The sequence below is a fragment of the Parabacteroides vesiculifaciens genome, from assembly GCF_049860805.1.
GTDB lineage: Bacteria > Bacteroidota > Bacteroidia > Bacteroidales > Tannerellaceae > Parabacteroides.
Map to the genome: position 1 here is coordinate 2,823,070 of NZ_CP187555.1, position 15,511 is coordinate 2,838,580.

General features: G+C 47.1%; 12 protein-coding genes and 1 tRNA gene. 5 read left to right on the forward strand and 8 right to left on the reverse strand.

The annotated features are described in order from the left end of the window. Positions 1 to 171: 171 nt before the first annotated feature. Genes ACPYIV_RS11530 through ACPYIV_RS11550 form a run of 5 tightly spaced genes read left to right on the forward strand, consistent with a single transcriptional unit; the run spans position 172 to position 4,035 of the window. Entirely contained in the window at positions 172 to 471 is a 300-nt protein-coding gene (locus ACPYIV_RS11530; RefSeq protein ID WP_293740156.1) for an STAS domain-containing protein, read from the forward strand. A 21-nt stretch (positions 472 to 492) separates the two neighbouring features. Next, positions 493 to 903: an ATP-binding protein gene (locus ACPYIV_RS11535; protein ID WP_293733126.1), complete on the forward strand. Its 411-nt coding sequence runs from the start codon at positions 493 to 495 to the stop codon at positions 901 to 903. 1 nt (position 904) lies between these two features. Then, on the forward strand, positions 905 to 2,026 hold the full coding sequence (locus tag ACPYIV_RS11540; RefSeq protein WP_301703912.1) for a sensor histidine kinase: 1,122 nt from the start codon (positions 905 to 907) through the stop codon (positions 2,024 to 2,026). Continuing rightward, positions 2,019 to 2,852, forward strand: coding sequence for a sensor histidine kinase (locus tag ACPYIV_RS11545; protein WP_293733128.1), 834 nt, complete (start codon positions 2,019 to 2,021; stop codon positions 2,850 to 2,852). The genes ACPYIV_RS11540 and ACPYIV_RS11545 overlap by 8 nt, the downstream gene beginning before the upstream one ends. 19 nt (positions 2,853 to 2,871) lie before the next feature. Beyond that, complete coding sequence (locus ACPYIV_RS11550) at positions 2,872 to 4,035, forward strand: PP2C family protein-serine/threonine phosphatase (RefSeq protein WP_293733129.1); 1,164 nt, start codon at positions 2,872 to 2,874, stop codon at positions 4,033 to 4,035. 176 nt (positions 4,036 to 4,211) lie between these two features. Here the strand turns inward: ACPYIV_RS11550 and ACPYIV_RS11555 are convergent, their stop codons facing one another. From ACPYIV_RS11555 to ACPYIV_RS11590, 8 genes are all read right to left on the reverse strand, one after another. After that, positions 4,212 to 5,042 carry a hypothetical protein gene (locus ACPYIV_RS11555; RefSeq protein WP_425883093.1) on the reverse strand — a complete coding sequence of 277 codons (831 nt, stop codon included), beginning with the start codon at positions 5,040 to 5,042 and terminating at the stop codon, positions 4,212 to 4,214. Positions 5,043 to 5,075: 33 nt separating this feature from the next. Further along, positions 5,076 to 7,988, reverse strand: a complete 2,913-nt coding sequence (locus ACPYIV_RS11560) for an ATP-binding cassette domain-containing protein (protein ID WP_425883095.1) — start codon at positions 7,986 to 7,988, stop codon at positions 5,076 to 5,078. Positions 7,989 to 8,802: 814 nt separating this feature from the next. Further along, positions 8,803 to 8,875 (reverse strand) — tRNA-Thr (locus tag ACPYIV_RS11565). A gap of 39 nt (positions 8,876 to 8,914) precedes the next feature. After that, complete coding sequence (locus tag ACPYIV_RS11570; protein WP_293733132.1) at positions 8,915 to 9,376, reverse strand: hypothetical protein; 462 nt, start codon at positions 9,374 to 9,376, stop codon at positions 8,915 to 8,917. Positions 9,377 to 9,444: 68 nt separating this feature from the next. Next, positions 9,445 to 10,476, reverse strand: coding sequence for a DUF6340 family protein (locus ACPYIV_RS11575; protein WP_425883097.1), 1,032 nt, complete (start codon positions 10,474 to 10,476; stop codon positions 9,445 to 9,447). A gap of 90 nt (positions 10,477 to 10,566) precedes the next feature. After that, positions 10,567 to 11,418: a sugar phosphate isomerase/epimerase family protein gene (locus ACPYIV_RS11580; protein ID WP_293733134.1), complete on the reverse strand. Its 852-nt coding sequence runs from the start codon at positions 11,416 to 11,418 to the stop codon at positions 10,567 to 10,569. Between the two features lie 108 nt (positions 11,419 to 11,526). Beyond that, positions 11,527 to 13,359: an ATP-binding protein gene (locus ACPYIV_RS11585; RefSeq protein WP_425883099.1), complete on the reverse strand. Its 1,833-nt coding sequence runs from the start codon at positions 13,357 to 13,359 to the stop codon at positions 11,527 to 11,529. A gap of 155 nt (positions 13,360 to 13,514) precedes the next feature. Further along, positions 13,515 to 15,494, reverse strand: a complete 1,980-nt coding sequence (locus tag ACPYIV_RS11590; RefSeq protein WP_293740146.1) for a tetratricopeptide repeat-containing sensor histidine kinase — start codon at positions 15,492 to 15,494, stop codon at positions 13,515 to 13,517. Between the last annotated feature and the right edge of the window lie 17 nt (positions 15,495 to 15,511).

Genomic DNA, 15,511 nt, shown 5'->3' on the forward strand with positions numbered 1-15,511 from the left:
AAACAACACAAACCCTTTACTTTCCGCCATATCCAACAGCGTACTTAGCACTACACCCACAAAGATAAATGAAATATTCGTACCGATAACACAAATCGTCACAAATAACTTGCTCACGTAAAGGATTATCTATACTTTTGCTTGAATGAAAATCAGAATAGAAAACAGATTATGAAGATAACAATAGAAAACGGAAAAGAGACCGTCATCAGTCTTTCCGGGCAGTTAGATACGTTAACCTCCATCGACCTCGAAAAAGAGATCGTTCCCATCCTCCAGGGAGAAGCGCAAACGGTAGTGCTCGACGGAGCAGAGCTGACCTACATCAGCAGTGCCGGACTCCGCCTGCTCCTTACGCTGCAAAAAGGGATGAAGGGTAAAGGAGGTTCCTTCCGGCTGAAGAATATCCAGAGCGAGATCATGGAAATTTTGAATATCACCGGATTCTCCCACATCCTCACGATCGAATAACAAGCGTCCTTATCCCGGCAGATGACAAATACGCTATATATAAAAAACGAACTGGAACAGTTAACCCGTCTATACGCGTTTCTGGAACAGCAAGCCGGTGTTTACAAACTGGAAGAACTACAGTCGATGCAGATCAAACTGGCACTCGAAGAAGCCGTGACCAACGTCATCCTGTATGCCTATCCCGACAAGAAAGATCAGGACATCCGCATCGACATGAGCTATGAGGACAAACGGCTGACAATCGTCATAACCGATACCGGCCTGGACTTCAACCCGCTTGAACGGCAGGAACCGGATCTGACACTTTCGCTGGAAGAGCGCCCTGTCGGCGGACTCGGAATCTATCTGGTCAAACAACTGATGACGGAAGTCACCTACAAACGTTCAGCCGGAAAAAATATACTCACAATGACAAAAGACATTCTTTGATATGGCAGACTTCGACATTAAAGATATAGCAGCACTCAAAGTGAAGCTGCAAATCATAGAGAAGCTCGTATTAGCCGACTGGATCCTGATTATCCTATCGATGTATTACGACTGGGGAGGGTGGATCGCCAGCCTGATCATCGCCCAAATCATCCTGTATATCTACAAGGCGAAGCTGCGCAAGCAACTGAAACAGAAAGAATACCTCGCCAAAGTGGTGGAAGAGCGGACGATCGAACTCCGCATCCAGCGCGACCAGGTGCTGAATGAATCCAAGAAACTGTCCGACGCCCTTGACGCCCTGGCGAAAGCACAGGACGAACTGGTCCGCAAGGAGAAGCTGGCAACAGTCGGACAATTGACGCAGGGCCTGGTCGACCGCATCCTGAACCCGATCAACTACATCAACAATTTCGCCGGCCTTTCCGTCAACCTGATCAATGACCTGAAGGACAATATCACAGACGAGCAGGCGATCATGTCAAAAGAGAACTATGCCGACAGCATCGAGATTCTCGATATGATCAACAGCAACCTCCAGAAGATAAACGAGCACGGCTGCAACACCGTCCGGATCGTCAAAGCGATGGAAGAGCTGTTGAAAGACCGTCATGGCGACGTCACTCCGACCGACATCTGCAACCTCTGCAAGGTGAACGTGGACGTGATCCGCAAGCAGTTCAAAGATGATATCGAGAACAAGCAGATACAGATCAAAATCGACTGTCCGGAAGAACCCGCAACCGCAGAGATCAACATCGAGCAGATGAACAAAGTGATGCTCAGCCTGCTCAAGAACAGTGTCTATGCGTTGCTGAAGAAGTTACAGAAAGAGGACTTCACACCAGTCATCAACATCCACGTGGAAAAGAGGCTGAACGGAACGGTTTTCCTCAGCATCCGCGACAACGGCATCGGCATTGAGGACAGCATAAAAGCCAAGATATTCGAACCGTTCTTCACCACCAAGCCCACTGCCGAGGCAGCCGGCGTCGGGCTGTACCTCTGTCGCGAGGTGATCCTGAACCACCAGGGTTCCATCATCGTAAAGAGCGAGAAAGACAATTTTACCGAGTTTATGATTACGATTCCTATTTATCAAAAAAGCAACAACAATGAATGATGACAGCATGAAAGAGTTAGAACGTCTGAGAAAACAGATCAGCCAGCAGGAAAAGATGGCTTCACTCGGACTGTTGAGCGCCGGTATCGCACATGAGATACAGAACCCGCTCAACTTCGTGATCAACTTCAGCAAACTATCGTGCAAGTTGCTGCAAGATATGGAAGACGTATTGGACGAACTGGAAAACAAACTCCCTGCCGATACGGACGAGGAAATCCGGGAGATCATGGACGACCTGAAAGGCAACATGAGCAAGATCGAGGAAAACGGGAACCGCGCGTCGAGCATCGTCCGCGGCATCCTGCTCTATTCCCGCGGCAAGGACGACGAATATATCCCGTCCGACCTCTGCCAGTTGACAAAAGAATACGTGTGGCTTTCCTACCACGCCGTCCGCGCCAATAACAAGAGCTTCAACGTCTCGATCATCGAGGAATACGATGAGACGCTCCCGCTGGTCAAAGTGATCCCGCAGGATTTCAGCCGCGCCGTCCTCAACCTGATGAATAACGCCTGCTATGCCGTCTTCAACAAGTCAAAAGGCATCACCGAAAGCCCTTATAAACCGACGATCAAGGTCAGTCTGACGAAAGACGGCGACCGGGTACGGTTAGTTATCGAAGACAACGGTTCAGGGATCACGAAGGAAGTCGAAGAGAAACTCTATACGCCGTTCTTCACCACCAAGCCGGTAGGCGAAGGAACCGGACTGGGCCTCTCCATCACTAAATCGATCATCGAACAAAAACATAACGGAACGATCGAAATGGAATCCGAGCCGAACGAGTTCACCCGTTTCACCATCACCATTCCGATTCAATAATTAGAGAAACAACGCTACTATGGCTATAAAAATATTAAGTGTAGACGACGAACTGGACCTGGAAATACTGTTGACTCAATATTTCCGGCGCAAGATAAAGAAAGGCGAATATGAATTCCATTTCGCCCACAACGGGCTGGAAGCGCTCCAGATGATGCTTGCCATGCCGGACTTCGACGTGATCCTGAGCGACATCAACATGCCGGAGATGGACGGGTTGACACTGCTCACGAAGATCAACGAAATGCGCAACCCGGCACTCAAATGCATCATGGTATCGGCTTACGGCGATATGGAGAATATCCGCAGCGCCATGAACCAGGGGGCTTTCGACTTCACGACCAAGCCGATCAACCTCGAAGACCTCGAGCGAACCATCGAAAAGGCGGCCGAACAAATCGCCTTCATCAAGCAGGCACAAAAGGAACACACGCAGCTCGAATCCATCCAAAACGACCTGCACGTCGCCCAGGAGATCCAGCAAACGATCCTGCCCAAGACATTCCCTCCGTTCCCGGAGCTGCAATCGTTCGACCTGTATGCATACATGAATGCGGCCAAATATGTGGGAGGCGACTTCTACGATTTCTTCCGCATCGGCCATGACCGCTTAGGCTTCGTCATTGCCGACGTATCGGGCAAAGGCGTTCCCGCCGCCATCTTCATGGCGATCAGCCGGACGGTGATACGGGCTATCGCGCTGACCGAAAACTCGGCTTCGATGTGTATGCAACGTTCCAACAACATCCTCTGCCAGGAAAGTGTGAATGACATGTTCGTGACCGTATTCTACGGAATCCTGAATATCCATACGGGCGTAGTCACCTATTGCAATGCGGGTCACAACCCGCCTGTCCTGATGAAAAAGGACGGTTCCGTTTCCAAAGTACCGACCACAGGCGATATGATACTGGGAGCAATCAACGATGCCAGCTACCACGAAAAGGAATTGAAGCTGTCGCCTGGCGATAACCTCTTTCTCTATACCGACGGGGTGACGGAGGCGATGAACACGAAACATGAGCTGTACAGCGAACAACGGCTGCTCGAAAACTGCCGCGCGCTGGCCGGCAAAAACCCGAAAGAGGTGGTGGAAAAGATTACCGAAACGGTTGGCGAGTTTGTCGTCGGCGCTGTCCAATCGGACGATATTACATTGCTTTCGATCAGCTACAAAGGGTGACGGAAGGGAGTCGCCCAACCCGAAACCGGGAGTTGCCCAACTCGAAGTCGTGAGTTGCCCAACTCAGAGAGGCGAGTTGCCCAACCGGGAAAAGCGGGTTGCCCAACCCCCATAAATAAGTAGCCCGGCTTCCTTTTGGAGGCCGGGCTACTTATTATATTAATGTATAGAGAATCTTATTTCAACAAAGCATCACGGATACCCATGATCTCTGCATTCGCTTCACGGGCGCTCTGGATGGAAGTAACCTTTTCTTTCAGCGGAGCGATTGTTTCGCCTAACTGTTTCAAGTCAGGATAGTAAGCAGCCAGATCGGCAACCACTTCTTCCAACATGCTGACGCGTTTTTCCATATTAGCAGAAAGACCTGCAGATGTGGCATCACCCTTGACAACCAATGTCGGGTTGGCAACGAGGCAAGCATATTCGGCAGATGCAGCACCCAACATTTCCACTTCAGCATCCATCTTGTTCTCGGCAGCCATCTTTTCGATGATCTTGTCTTCCTGTGCATTCAGGAATGCCTGCAACTGTTCCTTAGTAGCATCTTTCGGAGCCTGTTCTTTCAGGATATCCAAAACGAACGATACATTGAGGTCTGTAGCCAACTTGGCGATTACACCTTCCACTTCGGCTGTCGGCTGACCGATCGCTTTCAGTACGTTATAATCGGCCATGTACATGCCCAATGCGCGGGCTTTCTGTGTCGGAGTGCTCAGTTCGGCAGCCTTACTGACCGGAACCATGTATTTGACATCACCGACATTTACTTTTACTTCACCTGTGGAAAGACGGTAAGGGATATCGGAATCCGGCATATCCTTCAACAATTGAATTGTCTCTTGTTTCAACTCCTCTGTCAACAGATCTTTCGGGGCCTTACCTGCTATAACAGCAGCTTCTTCAGTCTTTTCGGCTTCTTCGCTTGTTTTCTTGGCTCCGTTGCAGGAAGTCATTCCAAACACTAATGCTGCTACGGCGAGCATGCTTAATACACTCTTTTTCATATTGTATAATTTAATAATTTATTATTTCGGACCTCAAAATTCGTCCCTTTTCAGGAAACGTCCCGGAAACTCTGCGAATATAGCGATAATCGCCAATAATGCAAAGAAACCTATAACCAATAAATTAAATTTATAAGTAGAAATATGATATCCGGCCCAATTTTTCTCATGACTGTAGAAAGCGGCACGTCCCAGACAGTTGTCGGGCTCCACATAGATCTGCCCGATCGCCGGGTAGATACGATGGTTCGCCACCTTATACAGATGGCGCGCTCCGGTCCCCATAACCAAGTCTTCGATCGCCGTATTGTGATGGGCTTTCTTCATTTCCGTCAATTGTCCGGCTCCTTCTTTCCGGCTGCGTTCCTGCTGGACCTGGTCGAGATAGGCCGTGAAGTTGTGCGCCCGCTCGTGCAGGGCGGCATCCACTTTGTCGAGATACGCCAGGTAGCTCTCTCCCTCCGTGCGGGGAGCGATGCGGGCGGCACGGCTCAATACGGCCAGTTCGTTCTCGACTGTTTTCCGTTTATCGGGATCGTCTTTTGCCGTGACCTGCTCTGCCAGGTTGCGCACTTCCGGGGAATGCACGTTCTCATAATATTGCGCCAGATATTTTTCTTTCTCGATCGGGAAATACGGACTATTATAAGCATTATCCCGAAATTGCTCCACCATCAACGCCTCGAAGGCCCAACGCGACGGGATCACCTCGCCGATCAGCGGCACGATGTTCTCGTCCGAAGCCCGCATATTCAGGTCGTCAAACTTGATGACCAGGCCGCAAAGCAATATCTGGGGAATCAGCAGAAGCGGGATCGTAATATAGATGGAGACAACCGAACTCATCGTCTGCGAAAGCATCAACCCGGTCAGGTTCGCCAGGAACGACGTAGCCCACAGGATGCTCCACCACGTGCCGAACATTTCGCTCCCCACCCCGATGATGGCGTTACCCACCCCGATGAACAGAAGCGATTGCAACCCCGACACAGCCAACAGATACACCATCTTGGAGGTCAGATAGCTGCTCCTGCTCAACCGGAGGAAATGTTCGCGCTTCAGGATCGTCCGGTCCTTTATGATCTCCTCGGCACTGATGCTCAACCCCATAAAGGTGACAACGATAACCGACATAAAGATATAAGACACAAAGTTCTTGTTGGCAAGCAACGTATATTCATCCCCGTCCATGTAGCGGGTCAAGAGGGCGACGATGAGCGCGAGCAAGGGGGCTTCCAGCAGGGTGATAGCCAAATATTGCTTGTTCGTCAGCTTCGTGCGTATATTTCTTTCCAGGAAAATCAGGAATTGTTTGAACCAGGAAGGTTTCTTCTGCTGGTTCTCCGGCAATGCTTCCTCCCCGACGGGCGGGAAAGCGGGACGGGAAGCGAGGTATTCGGCATGCCATTCCTCCGGCGTGAACTTCCGGATGTTCGTCTGGTTACCGGAATCGTCGATCTTTTTGGAGTCGATGATGTTCAGGATCAGTTCGGGATTCACATTACCACAGACGCTGCACACGCTGATATCGGGGTCGGTGTACTTGGCGGCCTGCTTGAAGTAGGTAATCGCCTCTATCGGGTTCCCGTCATAGATCGGATAGCCTCCCCGGTCAAGCAGCCACAGACGGTCGAACAGTTTATAGATTTCGGACGAAGGTTGGTGTATGTTCACCACCACCAGTTTCCCCCGGTGGGTTTGTTCTTTCAAAAGCATGATCACCTTTTCGGAGTCGGACGACGATAAGCCCGACGTCGGTTCGTCGAGATACAGGATAGCCGGCTCACGTATCAGTTCGAGAGCGATATTCAGGCGCTTCCGCTGCCCTCCGCTGATCGTCTTACGGATAGGGGAACCGACTTCGAGGTCTTTGATCTCTTCCAGGTCCAACTCCTTCAATACCTTTTCCACGCGCTGCCCGATCTCCTCGTCCGTCAGACGGGCGAAGCAAAGCCGCGCCGTGTACAAAAGGTTCTGATAGACGGTCAATTCCTCGATCAGCAAATCATCCTGCGGGACAAAGCCGATCAACTGGCGCGCCTCCGGAGAGTCGAGCGGATGACCGTTAACGGTAATCATCCCCTTGTCCGGGCGGATATTGCCGTTCATGATACCCAGCAAGGTCGACTTCCCTACTCCGCTACCGCCCATGATGGCTACAAGTTGTCCGGATTCGAGGTTGAAAGAGAAGTTATGCAGTCCGTTATGGCTATTCTTAAATGTAAAATCAATATCACGCCCGGCCAGATGGATGACCTCCTTGCGTTCGTTCTTATTAAAAACGGCCAGCAGGTTGCTGTAATAGACCGGCAGGAACAAAGGTCCCTTCAACACGCTGCTATGCTGCCAGGCATAAAACATATCCGACGAGAGCGGAATATCGTTCATAAAGACCTGCCCGCTTCCATGATAAGTAAAAATATGCTTGTCGAACCGACGGATATAGAACACACGGATGAGACCTTCCATCCCCTTCCGCGTAATGTGGTTGGCCTCCTCTTCCTCCTCCCCGCTGATCGTCAGCAAGGACGGAGAAGGTTTTCCCGTGATAAAGGCAAGCGCATCGTCAAACTCTTCCCGGGGAATCGAAAAGATATCGGCCACCAGGCGGAACAGGTCCAGGTGTTGGTCCGCCTCCTCGCTGTTCGTATAGGCAAACTCCACGAAGCGGATCAGCAAGAGCAACTGCTCTTCAGCCCGCAACTTCACTTTCATCTGTTCGCAGATATTCCGGACAATCTGTTCTTTGTCGAGCACAAAGAGCGAATCGTCGTACATCTCGCGCAACGCATTGTAGAGTTCGATATATTCTTTATGGGAACGTACCCCGAAGTGACTGGAGAGATAGGAATGAACGGCACGACTTGCCTGCACCCTTTCGATCCGTACGGAGGAAGCGAAAATAGCAAATAGATTTAATAAGCCGTTTAGTATGGTCTCATTCATTTATTTTGTCGGTGTAAGATGAATTACCTGCAAAGATAGTAAAGATTCAAAGGAATATTTCATTGTTTTGCATCTAAACGATTACTTTCTTCCGTCAAAAAAGGTAAGATTCGATAATTATCACACGTGCCTTCACCCTTCACACTTATGTGTATAGAATGTAATTCAAGGCATACAGGGTGAAGGCTCATACAAAGACAGGGTTCACCTTATATCACCTATATTTCAAGGTGTACATAGGAATGTGAAGGGTGAAGGCTATTTATAAAAAACGATTCCCATCCGGAAATTTATTGCTCTTATCCCGCATTTTACGGCTCCCGTCCGGCAAAGCCTTATCCTTATAAGGGGAAGGGTACACGCTTTCCGGAAAAAGGATGCATGCTATTCGTTAAGAGCATACGTCCTCTCTAAAAAAAGGTGCTATACTTTCACGTGGAAGTATAGCACCTTTCGGAACAAAGACTATTGCCTCTGATCGCGAAAGCTATTGCTTCTGAAAGCAAACACTATTACTTTCTATAGCGATGCCTGTTGCTTTCGGAAACAATAACCGGTAACGTTCCTACATGGCCATCACATCATTGACAAATTCTTCTGTTGTATACACTTTTTCCGCCAGTAAAGTAAAGTTGATGATTGTTTTTGGTTCTCCCTAAGTCGGAACCGCCCTGATGCAGGGCTTATTGGAAAAGATTGTAATCCGTTCTGCAACGCTTATTAATAATTCAATCACATCTTCTCCAGTCGAAAACATAACTTTCCCCCAATAAAAAAGACAGCCACTAAAAAGCGACTGCCTCTTCCTTTCCAGAGCCGAAAGCCGGACTTGAACCGGCGACCTACGCATTACGAATGCGTTGCTCTACCAACTGAGCTATTTCGGCAACATTTACTTCCTGAATGCGGGCGCAAAGATAATAACTCTATTCGACATCTGAAAGAAGTTTTGCCAAAAAATCATCCAAATCTGCATCCAAATCTTTCAACAAAGGATCATCCAAACGCAGATTTTCATCATCCACGAATAGAAGTTCCTCTATAACAGCGAAATCCTCATCCGTCAAGCTTACCGAGAACGGTTTCAGAAAACAAGGGTTATCAAACACTTTTTTCGTAACCAGAACAGCAAGCACGGCTTTCAAAGTTGCAGAAACCTGCTGAATGAACTGATCGTCATCACATGTCGTATTCACCCAATCGAAAATGATAGTCTTTTCTACCAGCGCATCCCCTTCGTCATAAATAAGCAACTCCCCGCTCTCGGCATCCACCTGCACGTATAAATCGCTGTAACAGTTGCCTGCTTCGTTCGCTGCAAGTTTATTGATGGCCGAATTGAAAGTAGTTTCTATGACAGCCTGAACCTTTGCATTATTTGCACTCATATCTTATTATTTATTCTTTATTCGAAACGTCTGCCAAAAGTAATAATAATTCAGAGAATATAAGATTATTATTCTCCAAATTGCTTATTTAGTTTTTGGTCCGAACGAATACGCTTGCCAAGAGCCTCTACATACATCCGTTGCATTTTCGTATAATTGTATTCGTCTCCCTTCTTACTTTTAAATATCTCATAGGATTTAGCAGCCCAATTGTAGGCCTCCTTCAACTGAGTATTCATTTCGTAGTATAAAGCCAGATTGGATGCTGCTTTTGCCCGTGCCTTCCAACTCGAAGAATTTTCATACACATGTTTCCAACGCGAAGCCGCTTCCTCCCATTTATCAGACAAGGCATAGGCGGTCGCTTCTTTCCAACGTGCCCCCTCTCCTTTGTAAAACCAGCGGCTTTCATTGTCCCAGTGAGGAACAAAGTTCGGAGTAACTTTCGTACCGATAAACTGCCCGGCAGCCCGCAAGGCCTCATCCGGCGACGGCAGGTAAAGTTTCAGTTGTTCCATATTATCCGCACTTTCCGACCAGAAAACGCTATCCTGCACATAAACGGTAGCCAACGGCTTGTCGCGTCCGGGAAGATAACTGCGGACAACTCCCGTAATCTCGACATCGACACCCCCTACCACAAAACCTTCTGCAAAAGCGACAACATTCTTTTCCATCCGGAACAACAGGCGATCAAACGAAATAATCGCATCCGTCCCCGTCTCCCGACATAATTCTTTCACCGCTTCGGGTGTCAACTTTTCATCCACCAAATATTTCGTATCCTGACGGGTGCCATCATGATAAAGAAGGACATCATTGAAAAAAGAAACATCCACTATCGATTTGCCCATGGAACGGCAAGCATCATACAAGGCGCTATCCGCACGGGCGCGGGCCGTATCTTGTACAGTTCCAAACAGATTATAGGTATAGCCGACATCGTCGGGCTGGGGAATGGCGTTATTAACAATCAAAATCTTGTCGACATTCTTCGGGAAAGTAATCTCGGCAGGATTATAAGTTTCTATTCCGATATATTCAACGGTGCTGCACGCCGAAAGCAGGCAGACCATTAACAGGTACAACGTTGTTCTCATCTTTACATTTATGATTTATAATTTATGAATTATGTTTCACAACTTGTGCTTCATAAATCATAAATCACAAATCATAAATCATAACTCTTATCATGCCAGATCACTAACGGCTTTGAAATAGCCTATAGACTCTGCGATTCCGAGGAAAGGATCTTTCATATCCTTCTCGAATTCAAGACTACACATTCCTGTATAGTTCACTTCGCGCATCATACGAATCAATGCGGGGAAGTCTATCTTTCCGCGTCCGATCTCGATACCGCGTCCAGCCTTGGAAGAATCCGTCACATCCTTAATGTGCATATCGAACACACGGGTATGATATTTCTTCAAGTCGGCAACAGGATCGCAACCATTACGCAGGTCGTGACCAACATCCAGACACATGCCGATACGCGGATCCAGATCTTTCGTATGTTCCCAAACATCCGTTGCATCCGGATATGTCTTGATATCGGGTCCGTGCAAGTGGATTGCATAATTGAAGTCGTACTCTTTTACTTTCTTGTCCACATAAGGCAAAAGCTCGTAATTCGGTACGCCGACAATCGTTTTCACTCCTACCCGCTTCGCATATTCAAAACCACGATCGATTTCAGCCTCGCTCTTCATATAGATAGGACCGACAGCATATCCGGTCACACCGTAAGAAGCGCATTTGTCATGGAAAGCCTTGATCTGTTCGTCATTGCTATCCAACGGCAGGTGGAAATCCTTGATACAAAGATAATGAATATCCAGACGCTGCAAAGTTTTTAACGTAGTTTCCAAGTCAAAGTTTACAAATGTATACCCGGCCACACCCAAATGAAAAGGATTTACGGCCTTGGCAGCCTTAGGCTTCACGGGATCGGGCAATCCGGCCTTAGCCACGCTTGCCGCGCCCAGCAGGATAGCTCCTGCCAGCCCTTTTTTAAAAAAGGATCTTCTTGATTTCTCCATGATATTAAATTAAAATATGTGTTTGTTTATATGACAGCAAATATAATCTTTTTTTGGTGTGTTCGATAACATTTGAAAAGAAAATAGAAAACTTTGCTATAATTCATATTATACACGGGGCAACTTTACATAAAAGACAGAACCTTCACCGACTTTCGAAGTCACACGGATGGATCCGTTCATTTTCTCAAGCAAGCCTTTACAAATGGCCAAGCCGAGCCCGACACCCTTGCTCCAGTCGTCAAGCTGGACAAAACGGCTGAATATCTGATCCTGCTGTTCTTCCGGAATCCCTTCTCCCGTATCTTGCACAAAGAAACAGACTTCGGATTCCGCCACTTCATAACCGAAACGGATAAAGCCGGCTTTCGTGTGTTTAATCGCATTCGTCAATAAGTTTGTCAGTACTTGTGTCAGGCGGTTACGGTCAGTATACAGCATACAGGGAGGGCTATCCGCCCGTTGCAGTTCCACCCCTTCAGGCATCCTGAGCAGGATGACATTATAAATCTCACTCATCAGGACAGACAGGTCGGATTCAGCATAATGAAGCGATATCGTGTTCGATTCGATCTTCGAAATATCCAACACATCCGAAATCAATCGTTGTAACAAATCATTGTTGCTTTGGATAATATCAGCAAACTGCTTGCGTGCCTCCTGGTCTTCCTCATCGATCAACACTTGGGAAAAACCGACAATTGCATTCAATGGCGTACGAATCTCGTGGTTCATATTAGCCAGGAAAGCAGATTTCAGCCGATCCGACTCCTCGGCTTTTTCTTTCGCCTTTTTCAATTGCATACTATGCCGACGGTGCAGATACACAAGAAAAAACAACAGGCAACAGACGAACACAAGAGCGATCACACCGGTCCAAAGATAAAACATCTGGGTACGGTCGCGCAACGCTTCCAACTCCAGTTTCCGGTTAGCCAGTTCCAATTGGTCGACATTGTGCCGGGTTCGCATATTAGCCAACTCCTTGTAGTAGTTAGCGGTAGACAATGAGTCATTCTTCATCGCATATAACCGGAAGACCTCCGCCGCCTCCTGAAAACGCCGGGCTTTAACCAGCAAGTCCCCTTTACTGTTCAGTAAATTAATATAAGCAGACGTTCTGTTCAGATGCTCATAGCACTGCAATAATTCATCGTACAAGGCTATCGACTTATCCAGTTCCCCGATGTTTTTATAATACACGGCATAGATCGTTTTTATCTCCAACTGCCTATTGGCTATATTATACTCTTTCAGCAGGGCTTCGGCCCGTTTTAAATATTTCAGAGCCAGATCATTCTTGCCCAGATGGAGATAGGTCATGGCAAATCCGCGATTCATCGTATATTTAAGAGTGCTGACCGGATTCTCGTCATCCAGTTTTACGATACCATCCCGGTCGCACTGATCGAGATACTTTTTCAACAATCCTAAATATTCCAGTTTCTTTTCCTCTCCCGGCGCTTTATTCAGAAGCTGGCGGATAATATTGATACGTTTGACAAGTGGAGCGTTTTTCTTTTCCATTCCGGTCAGGATATCTTCATACAAAGCCAGCCCCTCCTGCTTCAAATTGTTGGACATATAGTAATCGGCCAGTGCCTGGTTAGCCATATCTATTCCATCCGGATAATCGAGTTCCAAAGCCAACCGCTTCAGAGAATTGATGCTATCCAGCGCCGCCTTATTGTTTTTTCCTCTTGTCAAGGCATAAACGTACCAGGCTTTCATGCGGAAAAGTTCTTCCAATCTGTTTTGCCTATATAATAAAGGTATAGCTTGTTGTATGTAATAAACCATGCTATCGACTTCACCGCTGTAATAATATTTCGCAAGCAGGAAAAGGGCTGTTCCTTCATAATAGGTATTCCGACGCTTACGGGACTCGTCCAGCAACCTCTTGAAAAGCACTTGACTGTCGCTTTTATCCTGTTTACTCATAACGGTGTCACACAATTGTCGCAAAAACAACGAATCCGCACCCAATTGACGACCTACAGACTGAGCCTTACAAGTACAACAATAGCTCCATGATAATAATAAAATTACCCTCAATAATAGTCTTTTCATCCACTACTTATTTTCCAAAATCACACTTATGCTTTCTGAATGGGTAAAGTAACGTAAAAGACAGAGCCAACTCCCAATCTGGAAGTCACGGCAATCGTACCCCCCATTTTTGAAATCAACCCCTTACAGATAGCAAGTCCCAGCCCGACTCCTTTGCTCCAGTCACTCAACTGTACAAAGCGGCTGAAAATACTTTCCAACTTATCCTCCGGTATGCCCTCGCCCGTATCTTCGACAAAGAACTTAATCTCCGTCTCCAATACATCATACCCAAAACGGATAAAACCTTTTTCCGTATGCTTTATCGCATTGTTCAGCAAGTTAGTAATAATTTGCGTAAGGCGTATACGATCTGTATAAAAATTTATCGCGGGACATTCTTTTAACTCCAAAACGACCTTTTCAGGCATACGAAGCTGCGTCGAACGATAAATCTCATCCATCATTTCCGGCAAATAGATATTGAAAAAGGAGAACGTCATCGAGTTGGATTCGATCTTCGATAAATCCAACACATCATTTACCAACCGTTGCAACAGTTCATTGTTGTTCTGGATAATCTTCAAGTATTCCTGTCGTACCTCCATATCCTCTTCATCGACCAGCACCTGGGAAAAGCCGACTATGGCGTTCAGAGGTGTCCGTATCTCATGGTTCATATTGGCAAGGAAAGCAGACTTCATCCGATCGGCTTCTTCCGCTTTCTCCTTAGCTACCTGTAACTGCTTGCTGTATTTATGCCGGGAGTAGGAAATAAAGCCAAGCGTACTGCAGGCCAACAACAAAAGAATCAGTCCGCCCCCCATTATCAAGATCTGCGAATGTGTCTCCGAGGCTTCCAGCTCCATCTGCTTATTTTTCAGTTCCAACTTATCCACATCGTGCTGAGTACGCAGATTTGCCAGCTCGTCATAGTATTTGGCCGAGGTAAACGAATCTTTCAAAGCGACAAACTGCTGGTAAGTTCCGGCGGAAGCCATCCCGTTACCCATCAGGTAATACAATTTGGCTTTTTGTTCCATGATGTTCAAAACCCCAGCAAACTTGTTCGCTTTCTGCATACATTGCAACAACTCATCCGCAACAGCCAGAGCCTCCGCATATCGTCCGGTCAGTTGAAAATAATAGAATTTGATATTATCAATTGTTATCTTTTCCCTGATCCAATTATGTTTTTTCACAAGATATTCAGCTTGCTCCAGGTTCTCTTTTGCCTCTTTTGCATTTTTGTCGCTACATGCATCCGCAGCCCTTGTACGGAAATAAACATACCAACCGTAATCAAGACTTGTCTCGGCATCCAACTCGGCCACCCCTTTTTCCTCACATTCCAACAGACAAGCCTTCAGTAACTCCAGTGCGCGATCGTGGTCTCCTTCCGAAATACTGGCATTCACCAATTGCCGAAGAATATTAAAACGCTTGATAACAGGTGCATTCCTCCGTTCCATCCGGGAGAGGACTTCTTCGTACAAAGCAACACCCTCTTTCTTCAAGCCATGTTTCAAATAGAAATTAGCCAAAGCCTGGTTCGCCATCTCCTCTCCTTCCGGAAAGTCGATCTTCTTTGCCAGCTGCACCAGCTCACGAGCCGAAGGCAACACAGCATCCTGTTTTCCTTCCGCCGAAAGCGAATAAATATTCCAAGCCTTCATCCGACACAAATCTTCATATCGTCCCTCAGACAAGAACAAAGGCTCCGATTCCTTTATATAATAACGCATACTATCGGGATTCGTCCCGTAATAATGCCTGACAAGCAGATATAACGCATCCGACTTGTATTTGTCGCCCTTACCGTCAAAAGCCTCCCGATAAAACCATTTCGGATAAAACCCATTTTCGTCATCGAGCCGCCTCAAAGCCAACTCACTCAACCGCTCCATTCTTTCCTCGGCAGGAAGAGCCACTAAAACAGAACGCAAACTATCTGTCTCGTTACTTGCGTTCAACGAGACAGTAGTTTGCGTCAATAATAATAAGGTTAACCAGAAGATACACTTCATCTGATTCTATTTTTTGA

Bases quoted from the DNA above. Each gene is read 5' to 3' on its own strand.
- ACPYIV_RS11530 (WP_293740156.1), top strand. From the start codon at position 172: ATGAAGATAACAATAGAAAACGGAAAAGAGACCGTCATCAGTCTTTCC.
- ACPYIV_RS11535 (WP_293733126.1), top strand. From the start codon at position 493: ATGACAAATACGCTATATATAAAAAACGAACTGGAACAGTTAACCCGT.
- ACPYIV_RS11540 (WP_301703912.1), top strand. From the start codon at position 905: ATGGCAGACTTCGACATTAAAGATATAGCAGCACTCAAAGTGAAGCTG.
- ACPYIV_RS11545 (WP_293733128.1), top strand. From the start codon at position 2,019: ATGAATGATGACAGCATGAAAGAGTTAGAACGTCTGAGAAAACAGATC.
- ACPYIV_RS11550 (WP_293733129.1), top strand. From the start codon at position 2,872: ATGGCTATAAAAATATTAAGTGTAGACGACGAACTGGACCTGGAAATA.
- ACPYIV_RS11555 (WP_425883093.1), bottom strand. From the start codon at position 5,042: ATGAAAAAGAGTGTATTAAGCATGCTCGCCGTAGCAGCATTAGTGTTT.
- ACPYIV_RS11560 (WP_425883095.1), bottom strand. From the start codon at position 7,988: ATGAATGAGACCATACTAAACGGCTTATTAAATCTATTTGCTATTTTC.
- ACPYIV_RS11570 (WP_293733132.1), bottom strand. From the start codon at position 9,376: ATGAGTGCAAATAATGCAAAGGTTCAGGCTGTCATAGAAACTACTTTC.
- ACPYIV_RS11575 (WP_425883097.1), bottom strand. From the start codon at position 10,476: ATGAGAACAACGTTGTACCTGTTAATGGTCTGCCTGCTTTCGGCGTGC.
- ACPYIV_RS11580 (WP_293733134.1), bottom strand. From the start codon at position 11,418: ATGGAGAAATCAAGAAGATCCTTTTTTAAAAAAGGGCTGGCAGGAGCT.
- ACPYIV_RS11585 (WP_425883099.1), bottom strand. From the start codon at position 13,359: ATGAGTAAACAGGATAAAAGCGACAGTCAAGTGCTTTTCAAGAGGTTG.
- ACPYIV_RS11590 (WP_293740146.1), bottom strand. From the start codon at position 15,494: ATGAAGTGTATCTTCTGGTTAACCTTATTATTATTGACGCAAACTACT.